Origin of the sequence: Pseudoalteromonas lipolytica (genome assembly GCF_001306915.1) — a bacterium.
GTDB lineage: Bacteria > Pseudomonadota > Gammaproteobacteria > Enterobacterales > Alteromonadaceae > Pseudoalteromonas > Pseudoalteromonas simplex.
Map to the genome: position 1 here is coordinate 21,499 of NZ_LJTC01000007.1, position 22,077 is coordinate 43,575.

Below are 22,077 nucleotides of genomic sequence, written 5' to 3' on the forward strand. Positions count from 1 at the left end.
AAAAACAAAAAAGCCACCTTACGGTGGCTTTTAGTAATTAGCTTTTGATTAGCGAATAATTCCGCGCTCAGAGCTTTTCACGAAGTCTATCATCAACTGAACAGCTGGATACTTCGCAGCATCTTCACTTAGCTCAGCGATTGCTTCTTCAACACCTAAACTCTTACGGTAAAGCGTTTTATATGCACGGCGTGTTGCCATGATTTCATCGCTTTCAAAACCACGGCGTTTCATGCCTTCAGTATTGATTGCTACAGGGCCTGCCGGCGTGCCAATGGTCGTTACAAATGGTGGCACATCTTTATTAACACCTGAGTACATACCAACAAAGGCATGTGAACCAATTTTACAGAACTGGTGAACACCTGAATTACCAGCAAGGATCACCCAGTCACCTACGTGTACGTGGCCAGCAACAGAGGCATTATTAGCAAAAATAACGTTATCACCCACTACTGCATCATGCGCAACGTGTGTGTAAGCCATAAATAAGTTGTTGCTACCAATTTTTGTTACACCTTGGTCTTGAATCGTACCTCGGTGAATGGTCGCACACTCACGGATCACATTGTTGTCACCAATGATCAAGGTTGTAGGCTCATTCGCGTACTTTTTGTCTTGGCACGCTTCACCGACCGAAGCAAATTGGAAAATATGGTTACCAGAACCAATCGTCGATGGGCCTTTTACAACCACATGAGATTCGATGATACAGTTATCACCAATAGTTACATCGTTACCGATGTAGCTATAAGGGCCAACTGATACGTTATTTCCAAGTTTTGCACCTGGTTCGATTATCGCCGTAGGATGGATCACTATTAAAACTCTCTTCTCGCACACATGATTTCGGCAGTACACACTACTTTGCCGTCAACTTTTGCTTCTGCTGCAAACTTCCATATATTGCGGCGCTCTTTTAAAAACTCTACATGTAAATGCATAGTATCGCCAGGTAATACTGGCTGTTTAAATCGCGCATTATCAATCGCAGCGAATAAATATAGTTCGTTATCGCTACGATTTTCAACTGTCTTAAAGCCAAGTAAGCCAGTTGCTTGGGCCATTGCTTCTAAAATCAACACACCTGGAAAGATAGGTTGATTAGGAAAATGACCCGTAAAAATAGGTTCGTTCACTGTTACATTTTTAATCGCATGTAACGACTCGCCTGGCGTGTAATCTAGAACACGGTCAACAAGTAGCATCGGGTAACGATGCGGAAGTAAACTTAAAATATCTTGGATATCAAGACTATTTAATTCATTTGCCAAAATAGCATCCTTATTTGTCTTCAATATTGAGTGACTTAGTCAGTGACTCAAGAGCTTTAATGCGGTCTTTCATATCGCCAAGATTGCGGATGTGGGCAATACTTCGGCGCCATTCTTTGTTAGTTTGATGAGGTAATCCTGATGAATAGATTCCAGGCTCTGTGATTGCTTTCGTCACCATACTCATGCCGGTGATTATAGCACCATCGCATACGCTAAGGTGACCATTAATTGCAACCATACCACCAATCTGACAATTCCTACCGATCTCGACGCTTCCGGCAAAAACCGTGCAACCGGCAACCGCTGTGCCTGAGCCGATCTCGACATTATGCGCTATTTGACATTGATTATCGATAATTACATTACTATGGATGATCGTATCGTCTAATGCACCACGGTCAATCGTAGTAGACGCGCCTACTTCAACCTTATCACCGATGATTACTCGGCCAAGTTGCGGTATTTTCACCCATTCCCCACGCTCATTAGCGTAACCAAAACCATCGCTGCCCACGACTGTATTCGCTTGGAATAAACAGTCGCTGCCAATCTCAACTTCATGGTAAATGCTTACATTTGCCCAAAGCTTAGTGCTTTGACCAATTTTTGCATGCTCACCAATGAAACAGTTTGGACCAATCTGCACATTGTCAGCAATAACAGCACCAGCTTCAATCACCACATTGGCGGCGATCGCGACATTATTACCAATCGAAGCTGAATCATGAATGACTGCACTAGGGTGAATACCCGTCACTGCTGAGCGCGGTGTGGTGTCCATTAGCTGAGCAAGCTTGGCGTAACAAACATAAGGGTTAGCAACAATGAGCTTATTACCCGAAAAGTACTCAGCGTCTGCTGATGATAAAATCACCGCACTTGCTTGAGTATCATCTAATTGCGAGCGATATTTCTTGTTCGCTAAAAATGCAATATGCCCATGTTGGGCATTTGCAAGTGTAGATATTTTTTTAATCTCTGTAGCGCCGTCACCTTGAAGGTCAGCGCCCAGAAGATCCGCTATCTGCGAAAGCGTGTAGTTTTGCATATATGATTTCTATTGCTTACTTACTTTTTCAACAACTTTGCTTGATAAGTCATCGACAGTTTTAGGGTTAACATAAATCGTTGTTTCTTTAACTTTAACTTCATCGAATTTGCCAGCTTTCGCTACTTCTTCGATTGCATCTAAGATTAGCTTTTGAACTTTAGCTAGTTCTTGGTTTTGACGCATTTTGATTTCTTGCTCTAAAGGACGACCTTTTTCAGCAAGTTGCTGCTGCATACCTTGAATCTTAGTACGTAATTCTTCTTTCTGCTTGTCGCTCATAGTTGTCGCTTCACGCTTGAACTTTTCAGCTTCAAAACGAATATCACCTTGAAGTTTTTCTAGCTCTTGACGACGCTCAGAGAATTCAGCTTCTAAAGTTTGCTCTACTTTCGCCATTTGTGGGATTTGTTTGTAGATTTCTTGCATATCAACAATACCTACTTTGTGGGCAAATGCGTTAGTAGATAGGCCCATAGATAAAGTAGCAAGTAGTGCAAAAGCTGTTGATTTAATTGATTTATTCACGAAAAAACTCCTTTAGAATGTATTACTAATGTTAAAGCTGATGGTCTTCGTATCGTCATCTTCTTCTTTTTGCAATGGATACGCAAAACTGATCAGCATTGGACCCATCGGAGAGATCCATTGTAGAGAAAGACCGGTTGAAACCCTAAAGCGCATCGGATCTGAGTAATCATCCAATTTAGCACGCTCATCTGTTGACAGGTTTTGATAACGGTCAATATTAAACTCTGTATCCCATACGTTTGCTGCATCTACGAAGAAGCTGGTACGTACAGAGCTAGTGTTTTCTTCATCTAAGAAAGGTGTTGGAACAATAAGCTCCATCCCTGCGACCGCTTTGGCGTTACCACCAATTCGGCCTGCTGTGTAAAGCTGGTCAAACTCTGATGCACCACCAATGCTACCTGTCGGTGCACCATCATGTGATGGCGTGCCAGGGATAGTTTGCGGAACACGTGATACAGCACGTGGTAAAATCGTATTTCGATCAAAACCACGTAGTTCCATTTCAGTTATTCTGAAGAACTCTTGGAACGGTAGTGTTTGGTCATAACCATTGGTTGTACCATAACCATTACCATATGCAAGCGCCGCACGCGTTGAGAATACCCAGCTATGGTCATTACTGATTGGCCAATAAAAACGTGAATCGTAATTTAGCTTAAAGTACTGTAAATCAGAGTTTGGCGTTGTTGCAGTTAAGTTAAGAGATTGGCGCGAACCTGCTGTTGGGAATAAACCACGGTTTACAGTAACGCGTGACCAACCTGCACTTAGCTCGTACTTAGTAAAGTCAAAACCTGCATCTGGGTTATTTGGATCTAAGAAGGTTTCACGAATAACACGTGTTTGCTCGTACTCAGCAATATCTGACAGTTCTTCTTGTACCCAACGAACACCAAAGTTAATACGGTTTACTGCATCGATTGGGAAACCAATGTTAGTACCAATACCATAGCTCTTCGATTTATAGTCGATTAGGCTAAACTTACTCGCATCGTAGTTACTGTAGAAAATGCTACTACCTTGCGATACACCATCAGGCGTAAAGTAAGGGTCAGTATAAGACACACTAATACGCTCAGAACCACGTGAGGTATTGATGTTGAAACCAATTTGGTTACCGGTCCCTAAGAAGTTTGATTCACTGACACCAATGTTAAATTGCAGACCTAAGTAAGAACCATAGGCAAGGCCTGCGTTAAAGCTACCTGCAGATTGTTCTTTCACAGTAAAATCTACATCAACTTGGTCATCTACACCTGGTACTGGCACCACATTAAAATCAACGCTTTCCATGTAGGGTAAACGCTGAATTTGCAGTTTAGAGCGCTCAAGGCTTTGATTGGACAACCACGCACCTTCAAGCTGTGTCATTTCACGGCGCACTACTTCATCAGAGGTATTTTGGTTACCACCCACAATGATACGACGAACATAAACACGCTTACCCGGATTAACCGATAGCGTTAATTGAACTTCTTTATTTTCATCATCAATTTCTGGGATGGTACGCACTTCAGCGTTAGCATAACCAAAACGCGCTAAGTAGCTTTTGATAAACTCTTCTGAAGAGGTCACAACAGAGCCATTATAAAGCTCACCTGTTTTCAGCGGGATAACACTTCTGATGAGTTCTTCACGACCTAACAAGTCACCAATAAAGTCAAAGCCTTTCACTTTGTATTTAACGCCTTCGGTGATATTTGCTGTTACATAAACAGAGTCACGCTCAGGGCTTACAGATACTTGTGTTGAATCGATATTAAAGCGCAGGTAACCACGGTCTAGGTAGTAACTGCGAATTTTCTCTAAATCGCCTTCAATGGTTTGCTTTTGATAACGGTCGCTCGACATGAACTTCCACCACGGCAAATCTTGCTGTGACTCAGCTAATTTAAGCAGCTCTTCATCAGAGAAAAGTTCGTTACCAACGAGATTGATTTGACGAATTGATGCAGCATCACCTTCATCAAATTCAAATAATAGTTTTACACGATTTCGAGGTAACTTAGTGATACTAACTTCTACCTTTGCATTGTACTTACCAATACTGTGGAAGAATTCAACTAGACCTTTTTCAATGTTATCAAGAACTGTTTTATCAAGCGGCTCACCAGTACGGATATCCTGCTGGTCTAGCGACTCATTTAGCTGCTCATCTTTGATATCTTTATTGCCATCAAATTCGATCATACTGATCGTTGGGCGCTCAGTCACTCGGAAGATAACACTGTTGCCATCACGTAATGCTTTAATATTGTCAAAGTGACCAGAACGATAGAGAGCCTTTATGGTTCTTGAAATTGTGTACTCATCAATATTATCGCCCACATTGATCGGAATATGCGTTAACGCAGCACCCAGTGCAACACGCTGTAAACCTTCAACTTTTAAATCTTCTACAATAAAGGAGTTTTGGCCTAGGGCTGCAAAGCTAGCGCCTAATAAACTTGAAACTGCCAAATGTTTTTTTATAGCCATTTTGTTATCTTTATCCTTTACAACTGTATTACCGCTCAACACCTTTTTAAATAAACTTTTTGGTGTTTTACAATCGTGTTCAAATTGGAATTTTTCGCTTACTTGTTATAAACGCGATACATCATTGAACAAAGCGAAACATGTTAAAAATAGAAGCAGCAAGGCCCCCACTTTAAAACCAAATTCTTGCGTCTTCTCAGAGACCGGCTTTTTGCGAAAAAGTTCAATTATGTAATACATTAAGTGCCCACCATCTAGCACTGGCAGCGGCAATAAGTTAAATACACCAAGGTTTACACTAATTAATGCTAAAAAGCTTAAAAAGGCAACCAAGCCATAGCTTACGCTAGTTCCCGCGCCAACTGCAATGCCCACCGGACCACTTAAATTTTTAACCGACACCTGACCAGTAATTAAATTACCAATCATGTCAAAACTAAGGGTAATTAAACGCCATGTTTCTTGTATGCCCAGCACAATACTATCGACGGGGCCATAATGTCTAGTTTCAATATAGTTTTCTGGCCATGGCTCGACCACCGGAGACACACCTAAAAAGCCCTGAGCAACGCCTGTATCATTGGTTCTGCTTTGTGGCGTTACTGTCAGTTCTTTTATACTATCTTGCCTTTGTACACTAAATTGTAAGGATTTGTTAGGTGATTGCTGAATTAATGAAACTAACTTGCTCCAACTGCTGATATTTTCACCATTTACAGCAAGTATTTTGTCGTTAACCTGTAAACCTGCAGCTTCTGCCGCCGAGCCTTTACTGATCATGGCTACTTCTAAAAGTGCTTTAGGGCGAAACGGTACAATACCTATCGAGGTTAATGGCGGAACGTCTTGTTGATCTAATTTCCAACCATCTAAATTAAGAGTACGCACATGTTTTTGATAATTTTGATCACGAAGCGTTACCACAACACTTTGCTCACCTAAGCGACTCATAAGTGAGAATGTGGCATCTTGCCAAGTGTTAATGTCGTCTTCACCAATTTTAATAATTTGCTGGTTTGGCTCAATCTTAGCAGCAGCGGCACGGCTGCCTTGAGTCACCTCACCCACCACAGGTTTTAATGACTGCACCCCCACCATATACATCACAGCAAGTGCAAAAATAGCGAATAAAAAGTTTGCCATCGGGCCTGCAGCCACAATCGCAATACGTGCTTTTACTGATTTAGCATTAAATGATAAATGACGCTGCTCTGGCGGCACTTCGTCAACACGCTCATCAAGCATTTTGACATAACCACCTAGTGGGATTGCAGCAACCACATATTCGGTTTGCTGTTTGTCGTACCACTTGATCAACGGCTTACCAAAGCCAATTGAAAAACGCAGCACTTTCACGCCCGCTTTTCGCGCAACCCAGAAATGACCATATTCATGCACAGTCACTAAAATACCTAAGGCGAGAATAAATGAGCCAAGATTCCAGAAAAAATCAAACATGCTAGTTGATGCCTCTTTTTACAAACTCAGTCGCTTTTACACGTGCAGCTTGGTCGCAAGCTAAAATCTCATCGAGAGTTTGCACGTTGATGTTTTGTGTTGCGTTGAGCGTTTCAGCGTTAATTCGATAAATATCTGTAAAGCCGATTTGACCATTTAAAAAGGCAGCAACGGCAATTTCATTCGCCGCATTTACTGTGGTGGTTGCACCTTGCCCCATTTCACACGCATCAATGGCAAGTTTTAAATTAGGGTAACGGGCATAATCTGGTTTAGTGAAAGTAAAATCTGCCATTTGTGAAAAATCGAGCGGTTTTACACCCGCATCGACACGCTCAGGAAAAGCTAAAGCATGCGCTATTGGTGTGCGCATATCTGGATTGCCCATTTGCGCAAGCACTGAGCCATCTTGATATTGCACCATAGAGTGAATAATACTTTGTGGGTGGATCACCACTTCAATATCACTGGCACAGCAGTTAAACAACCACTTGGCTTCTATAAACTCTAGGCCTTTATTCATCATAGTGGCTGAATCAACAGAAATCTTTTGTCCCATCGACCAATTAGGGTGTGCCACCGCTTCTGCAACAGTCACTGATGATAATGTCGCTAAATCACGCTTTAAGAAGGGACCGCCAGAACCAGTCAGCAAGATTTTGCTCACGCCATTGTCAGCAAGTAAGCCAGATGTATTTTGTAGCGATGCTGGCATACATTGGAAAATCGCATTATGTTCGCTGTCGATAGGCAGTAAAGTGGCGCCATGTTGTTTTACTTTATCAATAAACAACTGACCTGACATAACGAGCGACTCTTTATTAGCGAGCAAGACCTTTTTGCCAGCTTCAACTGCACTTAAAGTCGGTAACAGACCTGCTGCACCTACTATCGCCGACATCACTGCATCAACATCTGTATGTGCAGCAAGCTCACACATCGCCTCAACACCTGCTAATACCTGAGTGTTACATTCGCTATTAGTGAGTAAGTTTGAAAGCGCGCTAGCGGCTTGTTGATCAGCCATTACAGCAAATTTAGGCTGATGTGCGATACACAACTCAGCCATTTGCTCGGCATTTTTCCCCGCCGCTAGAGCAAAAACCGCGAAACGCTCTGGGTTTCTAGAAACAACGTCTAAGGTGCTTAAACCGATTGAACCAGTTGCGCCCAGTACGACAAGTTGCTCAACTTTGCTCATAAACTCAGTGTCCACGCGTAACAAAGTACAAAGATTGGCGCAGCTGCGGTTAAGCTATCGATACGGTCTAAAATACCGCCGTGACCAGGTAAACATGAACCGCTGTCTTTCAAGCCAACTTCTCGTTTAAACATACTTTCGAGTAAATCGCCTACGGCTGAGAATAACGCGATAAATGCAGTCATCACGGCATAGATTGGCCAAACACTCATATCAACATTAGTGAAGTGACAAAATGCTAAAACAAAAACAACCGAAGCTACTACACCACCTAATAAACCTTCAATCGTTTTATTAGGACTTACCTTTGGCATTAGTTTACGTTTACCTAAGTTTTTACCAGTAAAGTAAGCACCAATATCAGCGCTCCATACAATACCAAGTACAACTAAAATTAACATTGAACCAAAGTGAGTAGATTCACCATACCCTGCGCTACGTAGTGTATTTAGTGCAAGCCAAAGTGGCACTAGCGTTAAAAAGCCTGCAATGGCACGCATTACAATGCCTTCATTCCAAGCCTTTGCCATAGCTGGGTAGCGCCAAACTAAATAAGTTGCCACAATCCACCATGCAAATGACAAGGTAAATAGGTAGTTTGCATCACCCACTAATTGACCATTTTGCCAAAGTGATTCAATGGGCCAATGCCAGTTAAGTAATGCCAAAAATGCAGCCGTTGCTGCAACAAATCCAAAACGTTTAACTTTATCGCATAGGCCCATAAATGCAGACCATTCCCACGCACCGAGCAAAACAATACCAGCGGCGATATAACTAAATAGTGTTAATGGGGTATAAAAAACCAAAATAAGTGCAAGTGGTGCCAACACGAGCGAGGTTAAAATTCGTTGTTTTAGCAATGTGTGTACCTTCAACTAGTAATTAGGTCTCGGCGAGTAATTGTTTTATTTGTTCGCCTGTACAACCAAATCGTCGCTCTCTGGCAACGTAACATGCGATAGCGTCAGCAAATGCAGCTTCATTGAAGTCTGGCCAAAGCGTATCGGTAAAGTAAAGCTCAGCATAAGCCGCTTGCCATAAAAGGAAATTACTGATGCGTAAATCTCCACCGGTGCGGATCATTAAATCAAGCTCACCTTGGTCGGCCATACTCATTTGTTCAGCCATTAGCTCTTCAGTAATATCTTCTGCGGCCATTTCACCGGCTGCGACTTTTTTCGCAAGCGTTGTTGCGGCGTTAGTAATATCCCAACGTCCACCATAATTAGCTGCCACGTTTAACTGTAGACCCGTATTATTACGAGTTAATTCATGGGCTGCATCAACTTTATTGCGCAAACCTTCTGAAAAGCGTGATAAATCACCAATTATGTTTAGCTTTACATTATTTTTATGAAGTTTTTTAACTTCTTTGCCCAGTACAAATAAAAATAGCTCCATGAGCGTATTTACTTCGTCTTCTGGACGTCGCCAATTTTCGCTACTAAATGCGAATAGTGTTAACGACTGTATACCTAAGCGAGTACAAAATTGCACTGATTGACGAACCGCATCAACGCCCTTTTTGTGCCCATAAACACGTGGGCGATTTTTCGCTTGTGCCCAACGTCCGTTGCCATCCATGATTATAGCGACATGCTTAGGCAAACTTTGCTGGGAAATTTTATCAGCGTTAAGAACCATAAATATCGAGTATTCCATAAAAAAACGCCGTCTAGTATACCCTAGACGGCGTTTCAAAACTAATAAATTTAGTTACGCCTGTTTACTTACAGAATCAGTGTCTGAAAGATAAACAGCAGCGATTAGATTTCCATTAACTCAGCTTCTTTTGCAGCTAGTTGTGCGTCCATCTCTTTGATGAACTTATCAGTAAGCTTTTGGATCTCGTCTTCTGCTTGACGTGCTTCATCTTCAGAAATATCTTTTTCTTTCAATAAGCTCTTAATGTCGCCATTTGCATCACGACGGATGTTACGTACCGCAACACGACCGCTTTCAACTTCGCCACGTACGATTTTGATAAGGTCTTTACGACGCTCTTCTGTAAGTGGAGGAAGTGGAACACGAATAACAGTACCTGCAGACATTGGGTTTAAACCTAAATCTGAAGCCATGATCGCTTTTTCTACTGCTTGCGCTAGTGACTTATCAAACACGCTAATTGCAAGTGTACGAGAGTCTTCAATTGTTACGTTAGCAACTTGGTTTAATGGCGTGTCAGCACCGTAGTAAGACACTTGAATACCGTCAAGTAATGCTGGGTGCGCACGGCCTGTGCGAATTTTAGATAATTGACTGCCTAGTGCCGCAACACTTTTTTGCATACGTTCTGACGCATCTTTTTTGATATCGTTAATCACGGTTCAATCCTAATCTATTTGCTAGTTTCATCTGAGGCTTGTGAAGAGATAAGCGTTCCTTCATCTTCGCCCATAATAACACGCTTAAGCGCGCCTGATTTATTCATGTTAAATACGCTTAATGGCATGTTGTGGTCACGCGCCAGCGTAAATGCAGCTAAATCCATAACCTTAAGCTCTTTATCAATGATTTCATTGTAGCTTAAGTGGCGATATAGTGTAGCGTCTGGGTTTTTCACTGGATCATCAGAGTAAACACCATCCACTTTAGTCGCTTTGATTACAGTATCTGCTTCAATTTCAATACCACGTAAACACGCTGCTGAGTCAGTCGTGAAGAATGGGTTACCTGTACCCGCTGAGAAAATTACAACGCGGCCAGATTTTAATAGGCTGATAGCTTCTGCCCAGTTGTAAGCATCACACACACCGTTCAGTGGGATAGCAGACATTAAACGACAATTTACAAATGCACGGTGCAGTGCATCACGCATTGCTAAACCATTCATTACAGTCGCAAGCATGCCCATGTGGTCGCCAACTACGCGGTTCATACCCGCTTCTGCTAATGAACCACCACGCAAGAAGTTACCGCCACCGATAACTAAACCTACTTCTACGTCGAGCTCTACAAGTTCTTTAATTTCTTGAGCCATACGGTCAAGTACTTTTGGGTCGATGCCGAAGCCTTCGTCTCCCATTAATGCTTCACCGCTAAGTTTAAGAAGAACACGTCTAAAAATAGGTTTACGATTGATAGTCATAATATTTGGGCCAGCCTTAGTAATGAGATAAAAAATAACCGCGCTATGGTTACACATAAAACGCGGTTATTTTAAAGAATTTTCATCAGTGACGCAAAAGCTAATAGCAGATTAATTTCATCTTATTGCCCTACGTCACTAAGTTAGAAAATTACTCGCCTTTTGCAGCAGCGATTTGAGCAGCTACTTCAGCAGCGAAGTCTTCTTCTTTACGCTCGATACCTTCACCAACTTCTAAACGGATGAAGTTAGTAACAGTTGCGCCTTTCTCTTTAAGAATTTCGCCAACTGATTTTTTAGGTTCCATGATGAAAGCTTGACCAGTAAGAGAGATCTCACCAGTGAATTTCTTCATACGACCGATAACCATTTTCTCAGCGATTTCAGCAGGCTTGCCTTCGTTCATCGCGATATCGATTTGAACTGCTTTTTCTTTTTCAACAACGTCAGCTGGTACGTCTTCTGGGTTTACGAACTCAGGCTTAGACGCAGCTACGTGCATAGCAACTTGCTTAAGTGTTTCTTCGTCAGCTTCACCAACTACAACAACACCGATACGGTCGCCGTGGCGGTAAGAAGAAAGCTTGTCACCGTCGATGTACTCAACGCGACGAACATTGATGTTTTCACCGATTTTAGCAACTAGCGCAACACGAGTTTCTTCGAATTGTGCTTTAAGTGCATCGATGTCTGCTTTAGATTCTGCAGCAGCGTCAAGAACTTGGTTAGCAAAACCAAGGAAGTTAGCGTCTTTAGCAACGAAGTCAGTTTGACAGTTAACTTCAAGAAGTGCAGCGAAACCGTTACCTTCTTTGATTAAGATTGTACCTTCAGCAGCGATGTTACCTGCTTTTTTAGCAGCCTTTGCAGCACCGCTCTTACGCATGTTTTCGATCGCTAACTCGATGTCACCGTTAGTTTCAGTTAACGCTTTTTTACAATCCATCATGCCAGCGCCAGTACGCTCGCGTAATTCTTTAACTAGGGCAGCAGTTACAGCCATTAGAATATCCTCAATTGAATTCTGTTATAGGGAAGCGGTATAGGCCGCTTAACAAGAATAACAAGTCTTCATCTTAATTAGATGAAGACTTGATGACAGCTAATTACTCAGCTTCTACGAAGTCGTCTTTCTCAGCTTGAGCAACGATGTTGTTCTCACGACCTTCAGTGATCGCAGCTGATACAGCGCCTGTGTAAAGTTGGATAGCACGGATCGCATCGTCGTTACCAGGTACGATGTAATCAACACCGTCTGGGTTAGAGTTAGTATCAACGATAGCAACAACTGGAATACCTAGGTTGTTAGCTTCACGGATAGCGATGTGCTCGTGGTCTGCATCGATAACGAAAAGCGCGTCTGGAAGACCGCCCATGTCTTTGATACCACCAAGGCTCTTTTCAAGCTTTTCCATTTCACGAGTAAGCATTAACGCTTCTTTCTTAGTTAATTTCTCAAAAGTACCGTCTTGGCTTTGCGCTTCAAGGTCTTTAAGACGCTTGATTGATTGACGAACTGTTTTCCAGTTAGTCAACATACCACCTAACCAACGGTGGTTTACGTAGAACTGCTCGCTTTGAAGAGCGGCTTCTTTAACTGCTTCGCTTGCTGCGCGCTTAGTACCAACGAAAAGTACTTTACCTTTGTTTGAAGCTGCGTTCGATAAGAACTTAAGTGCTTCGTTGAACATTGGTACAGTTTGCTCTAGGTTGATGATATGTACACGGTTACGAGCGCCGAAGATGAAAGGCTTCATCTTAGGGTTCCAGTAACGTGCCTGGTGACCAAAGTGAACACCAGCTTGAAGCATATCGCGCATTGAAACGTTTGCCATTTGTATAATCCTCTATAATTTAGGGTTAGGCCTCCACATATCCCATAGCACCAACACCGCAGTTAATTTGTAACTTAAGTGCACCCAAGTGTATGTGACGATACGTGTGTGTGTTAAAATAAAATTGTGTTTGCCTTAAATACAAAAAATCAGTTAAGAATTTATTTGTAAAAAGACGGCGCGCTTTATACCATATTAAAATTGAAAACTCAACGTCTAGTGCAAAATTTGTGCACTAAAAACTGACCTGAAAAACAACTTTGGAGCCTCAATGAGTGCTGTGATCAAGACCCCTGAAGAAATCGAAAAAATGCGTGTTGCCGGGCGCTTAGCCGCCGAGGTACTAGAAATGATAGAACCGCATGTGGTGCCAGGTGTAACCACAGATGAACTAAATACAATTTGTCATGATTATATTGTTAATGTTCAAGATGCTATTCCAGCACCGCTTAATTATCACGGTTTCCCAAAATCAATTTGCACCTCAGTGAACCATGTAATTTGTCACGGTATTCCAAATGACAAACCACTTAAAGAAGGCGATAGCGTAAATATCGACGTGACTGTGATCAAAGATGGCTATCACGGTGATACATCGAAGATGTTCCACGTTGGTACACCTAACATTCAAGGCAAGCGCCTTGCAGATATCACTCAAGAAAGCCTATACCTTGCAATTAAAATGGTTAAACCAGGCGTACGCTTAGGTGATATTGGTGCTGCAATTCAAAAATACGCAGAAAGCTTTAGCTATTCTATCGTTCGTGAATATTGTGGTCACGGCATTGGTGCTGAGTTCCACGAAGAACCTCAAGTAATGCACTACGGTAAACCAGGTACTGGTGAAGTATTAAAAGCAGGTATGTGCTTAACAATCGAACCTATGGTTAATGCTGGTAAACGCCAATGTAAGCTACTTAAAGACAACTGGACAGTTGTAACAAAAGACCGTTCATTGTCTGCACAGTGGGAACATACACTGTTAGTGACTGAAAATGGTGTTGAAATTTTAACGCTCCGATCAGATGATACTATTGACAGGATCATCGAACACTAGGAGCCAGCCCCAGTGGCATTACCCAATAAAGTAAAAAAGTTGCTCAGCCAAGCTGAGCAACTTAGCGATTATCGCGACTGTTCTAGTTATTTTTATAAATGGCTACAGAACGAATTCTCAAAACAACCAGTTAGCAACTTAATTAATGCCCGCGCTGAGTTTATCGACCGCTTATTAATTAAACTGTTTCACGATTACGACCTTGCTCATGAAAGTGACTTAGCCCTGATTGCTGTGGGTGGTTATGGTCGTGGCGAACTGCACCCCTATTCCGATATCGACTTTATGTTGCTGGTAAGCGAGCAGCCAAGTGAAGCCGTGTGCGAGAAAATTGGCCAGTTCGTTACCATGCTTTGGGATCTAAATTTAGAAATTGGTCACAGCGTTCGCACTATAGAACAAGCATTAGAACAAAAACGTGAAGATGTGACATTTGCCACCAGCTTACTCGAAAGCCGATTAATTTTCGGTAACCATATCGAATTCGAAAAATTAAAAAATCATTTAATTGATACGCCGATTTGGCGCTCAGACGAATTCTTTTTGGCAAAAGTACAAGAACAAAGTTTACGCCATAAAAAATGCCATGGTACAGCTTATAACCTTGAGCCTAACATCAAAGAAAACCCAGGTGGCCTGCGCGACTTACAGACCATTATTTGGGTTGCTAAAAAGCACTTTAGAGCCGAAACATTACAAGAACTTATAAATCACGGCTATCTTACTCACGAAGAATATCAAGAGCTGTCTGAGTGTTTAGAAAACCTATGGAACATTCGTTTTGCGCTACACATCGCTGCGGGTCGCTCTGAAAACCGCTTATTGTTCGATCATCAGCCTAACGCCGCTGAAATTCTTGGCTTTGGTAGTGATGGTAAAGCCTCGGTCGAGCGCATGATGAAACGCTTATTTAGGATCATGAGCCGCGTACGTGAGCTTAACCAAATGCTGCTTTCATACTTTGAACAAAGCATTTTACCGGGTGCTGGTGAGTTACCTGTGATTGAGCTTGACCGTAACTTTGAGCGTATTGGTCATCAAATTCGTGTTAAGAATCCATCGGTGTTTTTCCGCCGTGATCAGCTCTTTGTATTGTTCGAGCATATTGCTGATAACCCAGAAATCACCCATATTTACCCAAGTACCATACGTACAATGCGCCAAGTTCGCCGTCGTTTATTGGGGGATTTACAAGATTACGCCGCCTGTCGCGAAGCATTTTTGCGTTTAATCAAACACCCTAACGGTATGGGGCGCGCATTTACGCTGATGCACAAGCACGGTATTATCGCTGCCTACTTACCACAGTGGCGTAATATCTTTGGGCAAATGCAGTTCGATTTATTCCATGCCTACACCGTGGATGAACATACCCATAAACTCATCAACAATATTTATAAGTACTTTGATAAATCAAAAGTCAGCGAATTTCCGCTATGTAGTGAAATTGTCACTCGCATGGACAAGCCTGAGTTACTTTATTTAGCCGGTATTTTCCATGATATTGCTAAAGGTCGTGGTGGCGATCACTCTGAGCTTGGCTCAGTTGATGCAATCGCGTTTGCTAAGCTACACCGCTTCCCAGCCTCAGATGGCAAGCTTATTTCGTGGTTAGTGGCTAATCACTTACTTATGTCGGTTACAGCGCAGCGCAAAGATATTAATGACCCAGATGTGATTAAAGACTTTGCAAGTAAAGTGAAAAATGAGCGTCAGCTTGATTACTTGTACTGCTTAACCTTGGCCGATATTCGCGCAACTAACGATAACCTGTGGAACGATTGGAAAAATACCCTACTACGTGAGCTATATTTACACACCCAGCGAGCGCTTCGTTTAGGGCTTGAAAACCCAATGGACCAACGTGACCAAATACGTGATAAAAAACAGCAAGCCAAACAGCGCTTACTGAACCACGGTTGTAACGAAGATCAAATCGACTTAATTTGGAGTCGCTTTAAAGCCAATTATTTTACTGCTTTTAGCGAGCAACAGATTTCGTGGCACACAGAGCACTTACTAAGCTGTGACGACTTAAGCCAGCCTAGCGTTGCCGTGTCTAACACCGCAATGCATGGTGGTACACAAGTATTTGCTTATAGCCCTTACTCGGGCAGTTTATTCTCACGTTTAGTGAGTGTGATTGGTTCGAAAAAAGCGCAAATTCAACATGCGCAAGTACTGACCACAAAAGATGGCTACGTGCTATTTAGCTTTGTTATTTTAGAGGTCAATGGTGACCCGATTGCGAGTAACCGTTCGCAAGGCATTAAACGTGCTTTAGATCTTGCAATTAGCGACCCGAAAAAGAAAATTCGCCTTAAAAAGAATCGCTCACAGCGCTTCAAAGACTTTAATATCAAACCAAAAATTGTGCTTAGACCGCATGCCCGTAAAGACCGCAGTTTAATTGAAATTCAGGCGGTGGATATTCCGGGTCTATTAACAAAAATTGCGGAAGTATTTCAAGCGCATTTATTACATATTCATGCCGCACGGATCACCACAGTTGGTGAACGTGCAGAAGATTTCTTCGTAGTATCAAATAATGAATACCAAGCATTAACAGACGAAGAACAGGCTAAAATTCATCAAGCATTGCGTAAAAAACTCAACGCAGAAACCGAATAAGAGGATCTTATGTCAGATTTAAAAACCATGATCGAAAACGCCTGGGACAACCGCGATAGCATCAGCCCAAGCACGGTATCAAGTGAAGTTAAACAAGCTATTATCGACGCGCTTGAATTACTTGATAGCGGCGCTGCACGTGTTGCTGAAAAAATCAGTGGTGAGTGGGTTGTACATCAATGGTTAAAAAAAGCGGTGCTACTGTCTTTCCGTATTCGTGATAACCAACCAATGAGCGATGGTGTTAATCAGTTTTACGACAAAGTACCCCTTAAGTTTAGCGACTATACACCAGAGCAATTCCAACAAGGCGGCATGCGTGTTGTGCCTAATGCTGTGGCACGTAAAGGCAGCTTTGTAGGTAAAAATGTGGTGTTAATGCCATCTTATGTCAACATTGGCGCCTACGTTGATGAAGGTACAATGGTTGATACATGGGCAACGGTTGGCTCATGTGCACAAATTGGTAAAAACGTTCACTTATCTGGCGGTGTAGGCATTGGTGGTGTACTTGAGCCACTACAAGCTAACCCAACTATTATTGAAGACAACTGCTTCATTGGCGCACGTTCTGAGATTGTTGAAGGCGTTGTAGTTGAAGAAGGCGCCGTTATCTCGATGGGTGTTTATATCAGCCAAAGCACACGTATCTATGACCGTGAAACTGGCGAAATCCATTACGGCCGAGTACCAGCAGGTGCGGTTGTTGTTCCAGGTTCACTTCCGTCAAAAGATGGTTCGCATAGCCTATACGCCGCCATCATCGTGAAAAAAGTGGATCAGCAAACTCGCGAAAAAGTAGGTATTAATGCCCTACTTCGCTCGATTGATGAATAATAAAGCGGAGCTTTAAGCTGTCAGCCGTCAGCCGTCAGCCGTCAGCCGTCAGCCGTCAGCCGTCAGCTGTAAGTTTAAAAATTCAAGAAGCGCGATGCTAACTAGTTTCGCGCTTTTTTGTACTTAGAGCTTAAAACTTAGGACTTAAGGCTTTTAACTTAAAGCTCCTCAGCTAAATTGTTACATCTTATTTCAAATACACACTTTATCGCTTAATTACGGCTATTCAGCGTTACTTCTGACATACATTTCATTTACCTCACTGGCACTTTTTTTACATCGCACTACAATGCAGACAAACTGATTTTGGAACACATACAATGAATCTGACACGTAGTTCGCTGAAAAACCCTGCGAGTGTTATTGTCATCTTGGTGTTGATTATGTTGTTTGGCATGTTGAGTATTTTTAAACTGCCAATTCAGCTCACACCAGATATCGAGCAACCGCAGATCACTATTTTCTCTGGCTGGCGCCAAGCAGCACCTGAAGAGATTGAATCGGTGATCATTGAGCCGCTCGAGAACGCAGTAAAAAACACCCCGGGTGCCTTAGAGGTTAATACTTACATTAACCGTGGCAATGGCTCGATCACGTTGACTTTTGCTGTTGGGCAAAACATGCAACAGGCCATGCTTGATGTGTTAACTAGCCTAAACCAAGCGCCGCCCCTGCCGTTAGATGCTTTTGATCCTGTGGTATTTGCTGGCGGTAATAATGGGGAAGCCGCTGCAACGTTACTGGTCACCCCAAAAGATTTTAATAGCGACAGCCTTGATTTAGACATGGCGCAGTTCCAAAAACAAATCGATGAATTTGTTGAGCCCCGTTTGGCACGTATTCCTGGTGTTGCCCGCGTTGATTTAGCCAGTGAGCGACCAAAAGAGTTACGTATCACCTTTGACCCCCACAAAGCCGCCGCACTTGGCGTCAGCCTTGACCAAATCAGTAACGTATTAGCCAGCTCACGAGATACCTCTGGTGGCCTTGCTAATGTTGGCCGTCGTCAATATACCGTACGCTTTACTGGGCAATATGATTTATCAAGCATGGCACAAATGCGCGTTGGTTATTCAGGCGATAGACCTATTTACCTTGGCGATATTGCAAGTGTAGAGCGCACTTTTTCTGACCGTTTAGGAATGAGTGGTCGAAATGGTAAACCCGCGTATTACATTCGTATTTCGCGCGCAAACGAAGCTAATACCGTTGCCCTACTCGACGACATTAACCTTGCCATTAAAGAACTAAACGAAGGGCCGCTGGCTGAAAATGGCTTATCGATTGAATTAAGTTTTGATGCCTCAGTGCATATTCGTAACGCCTTGTCGTTAGTTAAAAGTAACTTAGGCCTAGGTGTTTTGCTGTCGTGTTTAATCTTGTGGCTGTTCTTTAGGGGCTTAAAGGCCACGTTTGTGATTGCAGCGACCATTCCTGTCTCTTTGTTAGTCGCGTTTTTAACGTTGAATATTTTTGACCGCAGCTTAAATGTTATTTCACTGGCGGGCCTTGCCTTTGCTGTTGGCTTAGTACTTGATGCCGCCATCATAGTGCAAGAAAACATCGCAAGGCTCAGAAGCGAAGGCTTTGATAGTAAAAAAGCCGCGCTAAAAGGTGCAGCTCAAGTAACAGGCGCTTTATTTGCCTCAACCACCACCAGCGTTGCTATCTTCTTGCCAATTTTATTTATGGCAGGTATTGAGGGGCAGTTATTCTCTGACTTGGCGCTTACCTTATCCATTGCTGTAATTGCCTCTATGATTTGCGCAATTACACTTATTCCGTTGGCTAACCATTTTTGGCCAGACAAAGAGCTAAAAGCGGATCCTTATCGTGAATATTGGCACAAGCTGACTAACTTCATCATGGCGCTTACCAATACCCGCGTTAAACAAATAGTATGGATAACAGCCTTATTAGGTGGCTCAGTCGTCGCGACCATGACCATGCTCCCGAAAACTGATTTTATGCCGCGCGCACCAACCGATGGCTTTTTCTTTAACTTGAACACCCCGCCTGGCGGCAATGTGCAGTTTATGGAAGAAGAGCTGCTGATGCGTATTAAAAAGCGTTTAATGCCTTATTACACAGGTGAAAAAGAGCCGGGGATTAAAGATTTTAACTTTTATGCTTTTGGCGCAAATGCTGGCGGTTTTATTTATTCTGCCGATCCGCAACGTGTTGAAGAACTAATGAAGGTTGCCCGAGAAGAAATCTTCATCGATTTACCCGACACCCAAGTATTCTTCTTTAGAGGGTCGATGATCCAAGTTGCTAATGGCGGTGATGGTCGTAATATCAATATCGATTTAACGGGCCCAAATATGGACGAGCTAATCGCCGGTGCTAATGTGGCGCTGCAAGCTGTCACCGACGCAATGCCGAATGCCACCGCAAGGCCACAACCACGACTCGATATGGCAGAGCCAGAACTTAGGCTCACACCCAATGACCGCCGTATAACCCAAGCAGGGCTAACTCGTCGTGATGTATCTCAAGCAGTGCAAGCCTATACAGGTGGGTTATTTGTTAATGAATACTTTGATGGCAACGAACGCATGAACGTGATTTTGCGCGGCATACCGTGGCAAACTCCAGAGGAGCTTAAAGCACTGCCTATTGTAACCCCGCAATCAGGTATTCAAACTTTAGGTGAGCTTGCCAATATTGAGCGCACCGTGGGGCCAACCCAGCTTAGACGTGTTAATGGCCGCCGTACCGTAAGTATTGTTGTCACGCCACCAGCGGACATGAGCTTGCAACAAGCGCAAACTATTCTCTCAGAGCAAGTTATGCCAAAAGTTCGTGCAAGCTTGCCTGACAGCTCTGGCGCGATTTTGGCGGGTAACGCACAAAAGATGAATTCGGCCATGCAAGAAATGACAATCAACTTTATCTTGGCTCTGTTTATTTTATTCTTGCTAATGACCGCATTGTTTAAGTCAGCCAAAGACAGCGCGTTAGTTTTACTGGTTATGCCACTGGCAATTGCAGGCGGTGTACTGGCCCTATTCGTACTTAACTTATTTACCTTCCAATCACTCGACTTACTGACCATGATTGGCTTTATTATCTTGCTGGGTCTGGTGGTAAATAATGCCATTTTATTGGTTGACCAAACCCGTGTCGCGATGGCAGCAGGGCTCAGCCGAGAAGACGCCGTTCGCCAAGCAGTACTACTGCGCGCAAGACCCGTTTACTTAAGTACCTTAACCAGCTTATTTGGCATGCTGCCACTGATGCTAATGCCGGGGGTAGGATCAGAAATTTACCGTGGCCTTGCCACTGTGATAGTCGGCGGCATGGCCATTAGTGCCCTATTTACCCTGATATTAATGCCAAGTTTATTGCAACTTGGCAGACAACTGCCGCCCGCTAATAACAAACAGCAACCAGAAAAAACGCCTTTAAGCTTGGTATCGAATCAATGAGTATTAAAACAATGAACACACCTTTTCGTAAATTAACCGCTCGCTTTTGTGCGCTATTCAGTCTTATCGCATTTAACGCCTTTGCAGTCGTACCTGTTACAGTAGAAACCGTCACACAAGCCCCGCTGACAAGCGAAATTGAAGTCAGCGGCACTTTGTATGGCAAAGATGATGTAACCCTAACAGCAGGCGTAAGCGGCCGTTTATTATATGTTGTTGAGCCAGGTACTTTGGTTAAAAGTGGCGACACCCTAGTTCGTATGGATACCTTACCGCTTGAACTTGAAAAAGCACGCCAACAAGAAATGCTCAATCGCGCCAAAATAAACCTACGCTTATATCAACAAGAGCTCGCTCGTTTACAAAAACTCGCCAAAGCCAGCAGTGCTGCAGCAAGCCAAGTCGATGATATGCAAAATAAGCATGACCTTGCGTTATCTGATATCTCACTGGCTAAGGTTGAATTAAAAGTGATAGACGATCAACTTTCGCGTGCAACCGTGCGCGCCCCATTTGATGGCGTGATCAGCGAGCGTTTTAAACGCGCTGGTCGCGAAATAAATCGTGCTGATGAACTGGTCACCCTGCTCGATATTAATAACTTAGAAGTAAGACTGTACGTGCCTGTTAAATACTTAAAGTTTTTACACAAAGGCATAGAGTTACCGATTCAAGCCGGCGACTTATCAGCCCCAGATATGACAACAGCCACCGTAACAGCGGTGATCCCATCAACCGATCCGCGTTCACAAACTGTAGAAGTACGTGCCCTACTGCCAAATGATGCTGAGCAAACATGGGCAATTGGCCAACTGGTTGATGTAGCTGTGCCACTAAAAAGCAAAGGGGATGTACTACTGGTGAATCGCGATGCGCTGATTTTACGCAAAAAAGGCACCCATATCGTCAAAATCGACAACGACAACAAAGCCCTGCAAATTCCCGTAAAAGTCGGTAATGGCAAAGATAAACTGGTTGAAGTCACCCCGACTTCAAACATCGCTTTAAATGCGGGCGATAAAGTGGCAGTACGCGGCGCCGAGCAACTACAAACTGGGCAAGAAGTCGAAGTTCAGGTAAAGCAATAACTGCAAGGCTTGAGATGACTGCCAGCTATTAAATATTTTAAGAGCTGGCAGTTATGATAAAGGGTAGTAATGATTATTAAGAGTTGCGCTTGTTTTTGACTTTCTAGGAAG

The 22,077-nt window shown here is 43.0% G+C and carries 18 protein-coding genes; 5 read left to right on the forward strand and 13 right to left on the reverse strand.

The annotated features are described in order from the left end of the window. Positions 1 to 48 precede the first annotated feature (48 nt). The 13 genes from lpxA to rpsB form a co-directional block, all read right to left on the reverse strand. Positions 49 to 819 carry an acyl-ACP--UDP-N-acetylglucosamine O-acyltransferase gene (gene lpxA / locus AOG27_RS11195; RefSeq protein ID WP_054553112.1) on the reverse strand — a complete coding sequence of 257 codons (771 nt, stop codon included), beginning with the start codon at positions 817 to 819 and terminating at the stop codon, positions 49 to 51. A 2-nt stretch (positions 820 to 821) separates the two neighbouring features. After that, the gene (gene fabZ / locus AOG27_RS11200; protein ID WP_054553113.1) at positions 822 to 1,274 is read right to left on the reverse strand and encodes a 3-hydroxyacyl-ACP dehydratase FabZ; all 453 of its coding nucleotides are present in this window, start codon (positions 1,272 to 1,274) and stop codon (positions 822 to 824) included. Between the two features lie 10 nt (positions 1,275 to 1,284). Then, positions 1,285 to 2,325, reverse strand: coding sequence for a UDP-3-O-(3-hydroxymyristoyl)glucosamine N-acyltransferase (lpxD, locus tag AOG27_RS11205; RefSeq protein ID WP_054553114.1), 1,041 nt, complete (start codon positions 2,323 to 2,325; stop codon positions 1,285 to 1,287). Between the two features lie 9 nt (positions 2,326 to 2,334). Then, complete coding sequence (locus AOG27_RS11210; RefSeq protein WP_054553115.1) at positions 2,335 to 2,853, reverse strand: OmpH family outer membrane protein; 519 nt, start codon at positions 2,851 to 2,853, stop codon at positions 2,335 to 2,337. 12 nt (positions 2,854 to 2,865) lie between these two features. Then, a complete protein-coding gene (gene bamA, locus AOG27_RS11215; protein ID WP_054553116.1) occupies positions 2,866 to 5,337 on the reverse strand; it encodes an outer membrane protein assembly factor BamA in 2,472 nt (823 codons plus the stop codon). Between the two features lie 105 nt (positions 5,338 to 5,442). Next, positions 5,443 to 6,795 (reverse strand): sigma E protease regulator RseP, encoded by a 1,353-nt coding sequence (rseP, locus tag AOG27_RS11220; RefSeq protein WP_054553117.1) that lies wholly within the window; start codon positions 6,793 to 6,795, stop codon positions 5,443 to 5,445. Between the two features lies 1 nt (position 6,796). After that, positions 6,797 to 7,996: a 1-deoxy-D-xylulose-5-phosphate reductoisomerase gene (gene ispC, locus AOG27_RS11225; protein ID WP_054553118.1), complete on the reverse strand. Its 1,200-nt coding sequence runs from the start codon at positions 7,994 to 7,996 to the stop codon at positions 6,797 to 6,799. Continuing rightward, a complete protein-coding gene (locus AOG27_RS11230) occupies positions 7,993 to 8,859 on the reverse strand; it encodes a phosphatidate cytidylyltransferase (RefSeq protein ID WP_054553119.1) in 867 nt (288 codons plus the stop codon). The genes ispC and AOG27_RS11230 overlap by 4 nt, the downstream gene beginning before the upstream one ends. A 22-nt stretch (positions 8,860 to 8,881) precedes the next feature. Beyond that, positions 8,882 to 9,661, reverse strand: a complete 780-nt coding sequence (locus AOG27_RS11235; RefSeq protein WP_054553120.1) for an isoprenyl transferase — start codon at positions 9,659 to 9,661, stop codon at positions 8,882 to 8,884. A 104-nt stretch (positions 9,662 to 9,765) separates the two neighbouring features. Next, positions 9,766 to 10,323, reverse strand: coding sequence for a ribosome recycling factor (gene frr, locus AOG27_RS11240; protein WP_054553121.1), 558 nt, complete (start codon positions 10,321 to 10,323; stop codon positions 9,766 to 9,768). Positions 10,324 to 10,337: 14 nt separating this feature from the next. Then, the gene (pyrH, locus tag AOG27_RS11245) at positions 10,338 to 11,087 is read right to left on the reverse strand and encodes a UMP kinase (protein ID WP_054553317.1); all 750 of its coding nucleotides are present in this window, start codon (positions 11,085 to 11,087) and stop codon (positions 10,338 to 10,340) included. A 151-nt stretch (positions 11,088 to 11,238) separates the two neighbouring features. Next, entirely contained in the window at positions 11,239 to 12,090 is an 852-nt protein-coding gene (tsf, locus tag AOG27_RS11250; RefSeq protein WP_054553122.1) for a translation elongation factor Ts, read from the reverse strand. A 103-nt stretch (positions 12,091 to 12,193) separates the two neighbouring features. Continuing rightward, complete coding sequence (gene rpsB / locus AOG27_RS11255) at positions 12,194 to 12,922, reverse strand: 30S ribosomal protein S2 (protein ID WP_054553123.1); 729 nt, start codon at positions 12,920 to 12,922, stop codon at positions 12,194 to 12,196. Between the two features lie 247 nt (positions 12,923 to 13,169). Here rpsB and map point away from each other — a divergent pair, with 247 nt between their 5' ends. The 5 genes from map to AOG27_RS11280 all read left to right on the forward strand — a co-directional run bounded on the left by map (position 13,170) and on the right by AOG27_RS11280 (position 21,966). After that, positions 13,170 to 13,979 (forward strand): type I methionyl aminopeptidase, encoded by an 810-nt coding sequence (map, locus tag AOG27_RS11260; RefSeq protein WP_228290538.1) that lies wholly within the window; start codon positions 13,170 to 13,172, stop codon positions 13,977 to 13,979. Positions 13,980 to 13,991: 12 nt separating this feature from the next. Continuing rightward, on the forward strand, positions 13,992 to 16,610 hold the full coding sequence (gene glnD / locus AOG27_RS11265) for a [protein-PII] uridylyltransferase (protein ID WP_054553125.1): 2,619 nt from the start codon (positions 13,992 to 13,994) through the stop codon (positions 16,608 to 16,610). A 9-nt stretch (positions 16,611 to 16,619) separates the two neighbouring features. Further along, positions 16,620 to 17,447 carry a 2,3,4,5-tetrahydropyridine-2,6-dicarboxylate N-succinyltransferase gene (dapD, locus tag AOG27_RS11270; RefSeq protein ID WP_054553126.1) on the forward strand — a complete coding sequence of 276 codons (828 nt, stop codon included), beginning with the start codon at positions 16,620 to 16,622 and terminating at the stop codon, positions 17,445 to 17,447. Between the two features lie 320 nt (positions 17,448 to 17,767). Continuing rightward, on the forward strand, positions 17,768 to 20,878 hold the full coding sequence (locus tag AOG27_RS11275; RefSeq protein WP_054553127.1) for an efflux RND transporter permease subunit: 3,111 nt from the start codon (positions 17,768 to 17,770) through the stop codon (positions 20,876 to 20,878). Continuing rightward, on the forward strand, positions 20,875 to 21,966 hold the full coding sequence (locus AOG27_RS11280; protein ID WP_419177732.1) for an efflux RND transporter periplasmic adaptor subunit: 1,092 nt from the start codon (positions 20,875 to 20,877) through the stop codon (positions 21,964 to 21,966). The genes AOG27_RS11275 and AOG27_RS11280 overlap by 4 nt, the downstream gene beginning before the upstream one ends. Positions 21,967 to 22,077: the final 111 nt, after the last annotated feature.

Bases quoted from the DNA above. Each gene is read 5' to 3' on its own strand.
- pyrH (WP_054553317.1), bottom strand. From the start codon at position 11,087: ATGACTATCAATCGTAAACCTATTTTTAGACGTGTTCTTCTTAAACTT.
- rseP (WP_054553117.1), bottom strand. From the start codon at position 6,795: ATGTTTGATTTTTTCTGGAATCTTGGCTCATTTATTCTCGCCTTAGGT.
- AOG27_RS11275 (WP_054553127.1), top strand. From the start codon at position 17,768: ATGAATCTGACACGTAGTTCGCTGAAAAACCCTGCGAGTGTTATTGTC.
- rpsB (WP_054553123.1), bottom strand. From the start codon at position 12,922: ATGGCAAACGTTTCAATGCGCGATATGCTTCAAGCTGGTGTTCACTTT.
- AOG27_RS11280 (WP_419177732.1), top strand. From the start codon at position 20,875: ATGAGTATTAAAACAATGAACACACCTTTTCGTAAATTAACCGCTCGC.
- tsf (WP_054553122.1), bottom strand. From the start codon at position 12,090: ATGGCTGTAACTGCTGCCCTAGTTAAAGAATTACGCGAGCGTACTGGC.
- ispC (WP_054553118.1), bottom strand. From the start codon at position 7,996: ATGAGCAAAGTTGAGCAACTTGTCGTACTGGGCGCAACTGGTTCAATC.
- bamA (WP_054553116.1), bottom strand. From the start codon at position 5,337: ATGGCTATAAAAAAACATTTGGCAGTTTCAAGTTTATTAGGCGCTAGC.
- AOG27_RS11235 (WP_054553120.1), bottom strand. From the start codon at position 9,661: ATGGAATACTCGATATTTATGGTTCTTAACGCTGATAAAATTTCCCAG.
- lpxD (WP_054553114.1), bottom strand. From the start codon at position 2,325: ATGCAAAACTACACGCTTTCGCAGATAGCGGATCTTCTGGGCGCTGAC.
- dapD (WP_054553126.1), top strand. From the start codon at position 16,620: ATGTCAGATTTAAAAACCATGATCGAAAACGCCTGGGACAACCGCGAT.